5 protein-coding genes are annotated in these 6848 nt (G+C 61.5%); all 5 read right to left on the reverse strand.

The features are described from left to right. On the reverse strand, nucleotides 1-768 hold a 768-nt coding region (locus tag D1224_RS14365), incomplete at its 3' end, for a cation diffusion facilitator family transporter (RefSeq protein ID WP_147372408.1). Further along, nucleotides 752-1000 (reverse strand): hypothetical protein, encoded by a 249-nt coding sequence (locus tag D1224_RS14370; protein ID WP_119380606.1) that lies wholly within the window; start codon nucleotides 998-1000, stop codon nucleotides 752-754. The genes D1224_RS14370 and D1224_RS14365, both read right to left, overlap by 17 nt. After that, a complete protein-coding gene (locus tag D1224_RS14375) occupies nucleotides 984-4097 on the reverse strand; it encodes an efflux RND transporter permease subunit (protein WP_119380636.1) in 3114 nt (1037 codons plus the stop codon). Before D1224_RS14375 ends, D1224_RS14370 begins: the two co-directional genes overlap by 17 nt. A gap of 12 nt (nucleotides 4098-4109) precedes the next feature. Continuing rightward, nucleotides 4110-5321 carry an efflux RND transporter periplasmic adaptor subunit gene (locus D1224_RS14380; protein ID WP_119380391.1) on the reverse strand — a complete coding sequence of 404 codons (1212 nt, stop codon included), beginning with the start codon at nucleotides 5319-5321 and terminating at the stop codon, nucleotides 4110-4112. Next, nucleotides 5318-6613 carry a TolC family protein gene (locus D1224_RS14385; protein WP_119380392.1) on the reverse strand — a complete coding sequence of 432 codons (1296 nt, stop codon included), beginning with the start codon at nucleotides 6611-6613 and terminating at the stop codon, nucleotides 5318-5320. Before D1224_RS14385 ends, D1224_RS14380 begins: the two co-directional genes overlap by 4 nt. Between the last annotated feature and the right edge of the window lie 235 nt (nucleotides 6614-6848).

Raw genomic sequence — 6848 nt, forward strand, 5'->3', positions numbered from 1 at the left:
CACAACGACGTGACAGTCGAGCGCCGTCTCGTGTTCCTGCATTTGCCAGAGATGCACGTGGTGAACGTCCGCAACGCCATCGACACTTCGCATCGCTTCCACGACGGCGGCATTGTCGATCTCGGGTGGGCTACCCAGCATCAACATATGGATCGGCCCGCCAATTTCACGGAACGACAGATAGAGAATGTATACCGCGATACCGATCGTCACGAGCGGATCGACCAGTCTCCAGTCATAGAGGAGGATGAGCGTTCCGCCTGCAACCACGGCTACCGATGCGAGTGCATCCGAAAGGTTGTGAAGGAAGAGCGCCCGGATATTCACGCTCCCTTTCTGCATCGAATAGGTCAGGAGGGCTGTCAGCGTATCGATGACCAGCGCAACACCGCCAAGAATAACGATCGTCCAGCCGCCAACGGCGGGGGGATCAATGATCCGCATGACACCCTCATAGATCAGATAGAGGCCGATGATGGTCAAAGATGTATAATTGATCAGGGCTGCGACGATCTCGATGCGGCCATACCCAAAGGTCATCCGCTCATCAGCCGGTCGCCGCGCAATCTTGCGCGCAGCGAACGCGATGACGAGCGACGCCATATCAGAGAAATTGTGCAGAGCATCGGCGATGAGCGCGAGGCTGCCGGAGAGAATCCCCCCGACAACCTGCCCAACGGTTAGTAGTGCGTTTGCCCAGATAGCAATGGAGACCCGGCGATCACCGCTTTTGGGATCAAGGCTGTCATGTTCATGTGCGTGGCTCATGATCGGCCTCCTCTTCCAGCACCTTGCGCTTGCATTCGAGATACGCGCGTCGCCGCGCGTGTACCGCGTTTTTGACACGGCTCTTTGATGGTATCAGGCCGCATTCTTCCTGCACCTTGGCCGCCTGCTCACTTGAAAGGGACACCATCGCGTTGCCGAGATTCCCGCAGCCCGCCAGGGCTGCGAGAGAAATCGACATGACCGCAACGCGAAGTTCACGATGGATGAACATGCTCGGCCTCCAACAAGGAATGGTGCGCGTCGGGCTTCGGTGCGAACCAGCGGTGAAGGGCTGGCAGGACAAGCAAGGTCAACACGGTCGATGAGACCAGCCCGCCCATGACGACCGTGGCCAGTGGCCGCTGCACTTCAGCACCGACACCACTCGCGAAGAGCAGTGGCGCAAGGCCGAGCGCCGTCGTAAGGGCGGTCATCAGAACAGGACGTGCCCGCAAGCCTGCCGCCTCGACGGCAAGTTCATCGCGGCCCCGGCCTTCCCTGGCAAAATCATCCATGAAGCTGACCAGCACCATGCCATTGCCGAGCGCGATGCCAAACAGGGCAATAAAGCCGACCGTCGCGGGCACCGAGATCGGCAGGCTCGCAACCCAGAGCGCCATCGCGCCGCCGGTCAGCGCCAGCGGAATGTTGAGCAGGATCAGGATGGCTGATTTCATGCGCCCGAAGGTTAATAGCAGGATCAGGAACACGATGCCCAGCGTGATCGGGATCACGACCGCAAACCGCGCATTCGCTTCTTGCTGGAGTTCGAACTGCCCGCCCCATTCGACGCGGTAACCGGCCGGTAAGTCAAGCTGGCCGGCGACCGCCGCCTGCGCATCGGCGACATAGCTGCCGATGTCGCGTCCTCTCACATTGAGCTGGACGGTGATGAAGCGCTCGCCATTCTCGCGCGTGATCTGGCGCGGCCCGACGATCTCCCTGATGTCTGCCACGCTTTCGAGTGGAACCCGTGCGCCGCTGGATGATTCCAGAATGATCCGTCCGATGGCCGCGGGCGTGTCGCGGTCTTCTTCGGCATAGCGCACGATGACGGGGAACTGGCGTACCCCCTGGAAAACGGCGCCAGCCTCTGCCCCGCCAACACCTGAACGCAAGGCGTCAAGCGCCTCCTCGACACTCAGGCCGTATCGGCCGAGCGCCGGACGGTCGAGCGAGACCACAAGCTGAGGCGCGCCGGTGATCTGATCGGCCTGGACGTCTGTGGCTCCCGGAATCTCCTGCAGGACCGCCTGCAAATCCTGCGAGCCTTCCAGAAGAACCTCCGTATCCGGCCCGAAGATCTTGACCGCCAGCTGCGCCTTTGTGCCGGTCAGGAGTTCATCAACCGACATGGCGATCGGCTGGCCGACATTAACCCTGACACCTGGAAAGCTGCCGAGATTTTCGGAGATCGACGCACGAAGTTCGTCCGGGCTGATGCCATCGCGCCATTCGCTTCGGGGTTTGAGCGCCACGAAGGCCTCGATACTGTTGACCGGGTCGGCATGCGCGCCGACTTCCCCGCGCCCGATCCGGCTGACGATCGAACTGACCTCTGGGAAAGAATCTAGCACTCTTTGCTCGATCCGCGTCGAGGTTTCCTTTGCCTCGGTGAGTGAGATGGAAGGCGCCATAGTCACTCTCAAAATTATGTCGCCTTCCTCCAGCGCCGGAGTGAACTCCGAGCCGAGACGTGTGGCCGACAATCCCCCGACCAGCAGCAGGATGCCCGCGAGCCCGACCGCCGCAAGACGACGCCGGACGAAGAAGGCCGCAAGCGGCTTGATCTGTGAAACAAGCCGACTGTCGCTCTCCTGGCTATTGCTCGTGGGCGGACGCATGAGGCCGAGCGCCATGGCCGGAGCGATGAGCGCCGCATAGATCAGCGACCCTGTCATCGCGAGTGCGGCCGAAGCGGCGAGCGGCCGGAACGTCTTGCCCTCTGTGCCCTGTAGCGAGAAGAGCGGAAGGAAGACGATGATCACCACGGCAACGGCAGCAGTCAGCGGCGCGATTACTTCGGCGCTCGCTCGCGCGACAGTCGTGCGGCTATCTTCATCCTCGCGTCGTTCGCGGAGTCCGCGATCAACGTTCTCGGCGATGACGATGGCGCCGTCGACCATCATACCGATGGCAATCGCGACCCCGCCCAGTGTCATCAGATTGGCCCCGATACCAAGGATGTTCATGGCAATGAAAGCAAAGCCGACGGAGAAGGGGATGGCCATGACGACGACCAGGCTTGGCCGCCAGCCGCCAAGAAACAGGAAGACGATCACGGCGACTAGAAGGGCGCCCTGCCAGAGCGCGGTCGTCACCGTTGTGGCCGCCTTTTTCACCAGCGTACCCTGATCATAATACGGAACGGCTTTCACACCGTCAGGAAGCGATCGGTTGATCTCAGCGAAACGCGCCTGTGCGTTCTCGATCACCTCCGATGTGTTGGTGCCATAAAGTTTCAGGACGAGACCGGCGACGGTCTCACCTTCGCCATTTGCGGTCGCGAGCCCCTGCCGCACGCCGCCGCCAATCGCGACATCACCGAGGTCGCTGACGCGGACCGTTCGCCCATCCACCGTTTTGACCGGCGTTTCACGGAGATCATTGAGGGTTCGAGCGAGCCCGACCCCGCGCACCGTGTACTGTTCGGCACCAATTTCGATGAATTGGGCGCCGGCTGTTCGGTTGGCGCTTTCCAGGGCAGCGATGACCTCGCTGACGCTGAGATCGTAGGAGGTCAGTTGATCAGGATCGAGACGGACCTGGTACTGTTTTTCAAACCCGCCCAGCGACAGCACCTCTGTCACGCCCTCGACGGATTGGAGCGGATACTTGATCATCCAGTCGGCGATCTCACGCAGCTCGACCAGCGATCGCTCGCCTGTCTCATCCACAAGACGGTAATACATGATAATGCCGAGGCCGGTCGAAATCGGCCCCATCTTCGGAGTGCCAAAACCCTCGGGTATCGCTTCGCTGGCTTCGCCGAGGCGTTCGCCTACGACCTGACGGGCAAAATAGACGTCCGTGCCATCCTCGAAATAGATATTGATGACGGACAGACCGAAATTCGATGTCGAGCGGATTTCGTCGACCTTGGGCAGGCCGGACATGGCCGTCTCGATCGGATAGGTGACATAGCGTTCGACCTCTTCGGGCGACAGACCTTCAGTTTCGGTGAAGACTTGGACCAGAGAAGGTGAGGGATCGGGAAAAGCGTCGACAGGCAGGCTGCGAAAGGCAAACAGCCCCCCGATCGACAAAGCGAGTGCGGCAATGGCGGCAAGCAGCCGGCCACCCGCAAGGCGGTGCATCAAATTGATCATTTTGCGGGTCTCCTAGTGTGCGTGGCCGTCGCCGAAAGCGTCTTTTTCAAGCTGCGCTTTCAGGGTGAAGGCGCCCTCGGCAACGAATGCTTCGTCGGCCTCGACCCCGGAAATGATCTCGGTGTAGCCCCTCGCGCTGTTCCCTGTGCGGACCTCGCGCGGTTCGAACCCGTCATCGGTCGGGACGAAGACGGACATCCTGTCCTCGACGCTGACAATCGCATCGGAGGGAACGCGCACGACGGGGCGCCCCTCTCCCGTGTCGATCCGCGCCGTTACGAACTGACCGGGCTTCAGCCTGTGTTCGGCATTGTCGACAATGACGCGCGCTGTTGCTGTCCGGGACGCCTCGTTAATGACAGGCAGAACATTTGAAATTGTCCCTTCGGCCAGGACGCGGCCATCCTCCTGCTGGAATGTCACGGTCTGGCCTTCGCTGACCTTGCCGAGATCTTCCTTGTAGACCGCGATATCGGCCCACACGACGCTATCATCAATGATGACAAAGATGGGCGCGCCGCCAGCGGATACGGTTTCTCCAAGCGAAACGCTTCGCTGGATCACTTCTCCGGCCAGGGGCGCCGTGACATAGGCTTGCGCAAGCGACCCGTCCGCAGCCTCATCCAGCATGTCCAGCGTGCCATGACCGATGCCGATGGCATGCAGTCTGTTTTCGGCAGCTTCCCGGCCGGCATTGGCTGCGGCGAATGCCGCACGCGCCGACTGCAGATCGGCCTCGGCGGTGATTTTCTGCTCCCAGAGATTTTCCTCACGCTCAAGCTCGGCTTGCGCGAGGCGCTCGGCGCTCAGGGCATTCAGATAATCGGCCTTTAGGCCGGCAAGTTCACGACTGGTCAGCCGGGCAAGCGTGGCGCCGGCTTTCACGATGTCGCCTTCGCCTGCATAGAGCTGAGCAACGGTGCCCTCGACCTGTGGCGAGACCCTTGCGACACGGTCCGCATCGAAACGGATCTCGGCCGGCAGTTCCAGCTGGCCCGAAACCGCTCCTGTTTGGGCTGGCCCGGTCCGGATACCGGCAGCTTCCGCCTCCTCGGCGGTCAGCTCGACATGATCATTGCCGTCTTCTGCATGGCTCTCATGGTCGCCCTCGCCCTCCGGGGCCGTCTGGTCTGCAGGTGGTGAAGCGGGAGCGTCATTGCCACAGGCGCCAAGATATAGAAGCGCCGAAGAAAGCAGCGCCGCATAGAACAAATTCAGTTTCATTGGATCTCTCCGTCGAAGGGCGCTGCGCCAATCAGCGCACGCAGCCGCAGGGTTTGTGTAAGGAGCGCCAGCCGGGCATCGATCACGGCGGCGCGGGTTTCAATTAGGCTGCGTCTTGCATCGAGCGTGGCGGTGAGATCGAACTTGCCAACCCGGTAGCCTTCGGCGGCTGAAGCGTAGGCATCTTCGGCGAAGGGCAGGGCCTCTTCCTCAAGACGCTGCAATCGGGATTCTGCGCCCCGGATTTGCGCGGCGCGGCTCGCCTGCTCGGCTCTCAGCCTCGCTTCGATGGCCCTGGCATTCAGTTCGGCCCCTTCGGTGCGGAATTTGGCTGCCCTTGTAGCATCCTGGTTACGGTCAAAGACCGGCAATGGCAGGCTTACCCCCACGAGGAATGCACTGTCTCCGGTGTCCTCAAAGCGCCGGATGCCAGTAGAGACGGTAATATCCGGCCAGGCGCCGGCCCGCGCGCGGTCTGTCGCTGCCACCTTGGCTTCCGCACCGGCTTGAGCCGCTTGCAATTTTGGATGTTTAGCACCGTCAGGATCCGGTTCCGTACCGTAGAGCGCCAAGTGTGAAGCCTCTGCTCTCGGCAGGATGAAATCTACCTTGGCGCTGCCCCAGACCGAGGCGAGCGCCAGTGCACGGGCTTCCGCCTCGCCTTGGGCCGCATCGGCGGTGGCCTGAAGGATCGCTGCTTCGGCTTTTGCACGGGACAGCTCGGGCGGGGCTGTGGCTCCTGCGTCGACGCGACGCTCAACAATATATGCAAACTCCTCGGCCAGTTTGGCCGATGCATCTGCCACTGCGGCCATTTCGATTGCTGCCTGCAAGTCAAGAAAGAGTTCACCCGCAAGCCGCTGGACTTCCAATCGCTGGACGTTGCACTTTGCGCTTGCAAGCGCGGCCTCGGCCCTTGCAGCTCTCTCGGACAAGCGACGTTTGCCTCCGAGTTGGAAGGTCTGTTCCAGCGCCAGCGTCGTCTCATAGGCATTAAAGCCTTCGAGACCGCCGGTGCCCGCAAAGTTCTCGGTCTCCAGGGAAACCGCCGGGTTGAGCCGCCGCCCGGCCTGGTCGGCATCGGCCGAAGCGGCTCTCGCTTCCAAGGCGGCAATCAGGATTTCGGGCGCGGTATTGCCGGCTCGCGCAACAGCCTGTTCCAGCGTGAGCGGAGGCGTCTGATCATACTCGATCGCCCGGAGCGGGGTAGCACTGCACCCCTCGGCATAGGCTGCGCCGACCATGGCAGGCAGGCCTATTGCGGCAACAGCGCCACATAGCAGAATTTTCATTTTGGATGGTTTCCTCGTCCAGATTCAACGACAGTGCAGCCGGAGCAGCACAAAGTTTTGGTGTCGTCGGTCTAGGCGCGGGGAGGTCGGTATAGGCCATCCGGAACGAGGCTCGCGTGGAATGCCAAGCCCGGACGAAGCCGCTTAGTCTGAATCTCAGGCTGAATGGCGGCGCCGAAATAGCTCCCGCCGATCATGTGGACATGACAGCTGCCGCAATGATGGGCCTTATGTT

The organism is Henriciella barbarensis, from assembly GCF_003576345.1.
Taxonomy (GTDB): Bacteria; Pseudomonadota; Alphaproteobacteria; order Caulobacterales; family Hyphomonadaceae; genus Henriciella; species Henriciella barbarensis.

Bases quoted from the DNA above. Each gene is read 5' to 3' on its own strand.
- D1224_RS14385 (WP_119380392.1), bottom strand. From the start codon at position 6,613: ATGAAAATTCTGCTATGTGGCGCTGTTGCCGCAATAGGCCTGCCTGCC.
- D1224_RS14380 (WP_119380391.1), bottom strand. From the start codon at position 5,321: ATGAAACTGAATTTGTTCTATGCGGCGCTGCTTTCTTCGGCGCTTCTA.
- D1224_RS14375 (WP_119380636.1), bottom strand. From the start codon at position 4,097: ATGATCAATTTGATGCACCGCCTTGCGGGTGGCCGGCTGCTTGCCGCC.
- D1224_RS14370 (WP_119380606.1), bottom strand. From the start codon at position 1,000: ATGTTCATCCATCGTGAACTTCGCGTTGCGGTCATGTCGATTTCTCTC.